Source organism: Psychrobacter sp. (assembly GCF_036731945.1).
Classification (GTDB): Bacteria; Pseudomonadota; Gammaproteobacteria; order Pseudomonadales; family Moraxellaceae; genus Psychrobacter.
On sequence record NZ_DAINDI010000053.1, the window covers coordinates 20,118 to 21,521 of the forward strand.

General features: G+C 46.9%; 1 protein-coding gene. It reads right to left on the minus strand.

The window, feature by feature from the left end; translation table 11 throughout:
• The coding region (locus V7D75_RS10850) for a CarD family transcriptional regulator (RefSeq protein WP_442968953.1) at positions 1-1,404 on the minus strand (1,404 nt) is incomplete at both ends.

Here is a 1,404-nt window from a genome sequence, read left to right on the forward strand (position 1 = left end):
TTTGCTTGGCTTTATCCCATTTACCGCTACCAATTTTGTGTAGGGGCGCAAGTGCAGGGTCACCGCCACTATAACGGTTAATCATTTGTAAATTGGCAACCGGTACATAGATACTGGCGTCATCGGCGTACTTTAGGTGGATAAACTCTTGCTCGCCGTCACCAACATCGAGCGTAATCAGGCCATTGTAACGCCCAATACCATGCTCGATATGCACCACTGGACTGCCTTCGGTGATTTCGGTGACGCTTTTAACCAAAAACTCTTCTGATACCCCACTTTGCCGGCGACGACGCGTTTGCAGCACTTGCCGGCCAAATAATTGCGTCTCACTAATCACCACCAAGCGCTCAGGGACGTAAACGCCGCGTTCAATAGGCGCAATGGTCAATCCGACTTGCGGTAACTTATTACTATTATTCTTCGATTTGTCCGCTGCTAAAAACGCCTCAAAGCTATCATAAGCTTTAATATCTATTTTGCCTTTAAACAGTTCAATCAGAATTTCACGCCGACCCGCCGTTTCTGCCACAATTAATACAGGTGTTGCTGTTTGCGCTTGTAGCGCTAAAAATGCTAACAGTTCGGTAAGGGGCTCAGCTTTTTGGTGGTTCACTGCCAGTTGCGGCGGCTCTTGCGCGATTAACGTCACTAGCCCCTGTTTTTTTGGCGTCAGTGATAGCTGCTTAGGGGCTAAGGTTGCGTCATCGTTATCAATGCTATCAGTCGCAGCGATATCAGTCATGGTCGCAAGCTCACTGCGCGCACTCAGTATCACCCGCGGATAATGATTAAGATGTTCGTTTAGACTATTTGATAATAAATACAACAATTCAGGCGCGACGATAGGCTTGTCAATATCGTGACGGCGCTCTTCATAACGGCGCTGAATTTGTGACCAATAATCTGCCTGTTTTTCGTTAATCAGCTCATCGGTGATAAACAGCGCATCGCTTGGTAAGTAGGAAAACAAACTACTCTCTGCCTGCCAATCCTTTAAATCAAAAAACAGTGGCTGATAATACTCAAGTCCGCTACTAGCGATACCTGCCATCACATCTTTATGCAGCTCAGATTTGCGGCTACTGGCATTGGGGAACATGGCGGCAAAGTTGGTGCGGAACGTCTCCCGCCCTTCATCGAGCGGAAACTCTTTAGCGGGTAGTATTTGAAATTGCTTAATGGGCTTTGAGATATCTGGCAGTTTATGCAGCAGCGATAGCGATTCTTTGCTCATGCTGCTATCGTTGCCACTCATCATGGTTTTGAGGTCATCAACGGTCAATGTGCGCTGGGTCTGCGGATTAAAAAAGCGAATGGTCTCAATTTCATCGTCGAATAAATCTAGGCGTAGCGGAAATGGCTGACCCATGGCAAAGATATCAATGATACTACCACGTACGG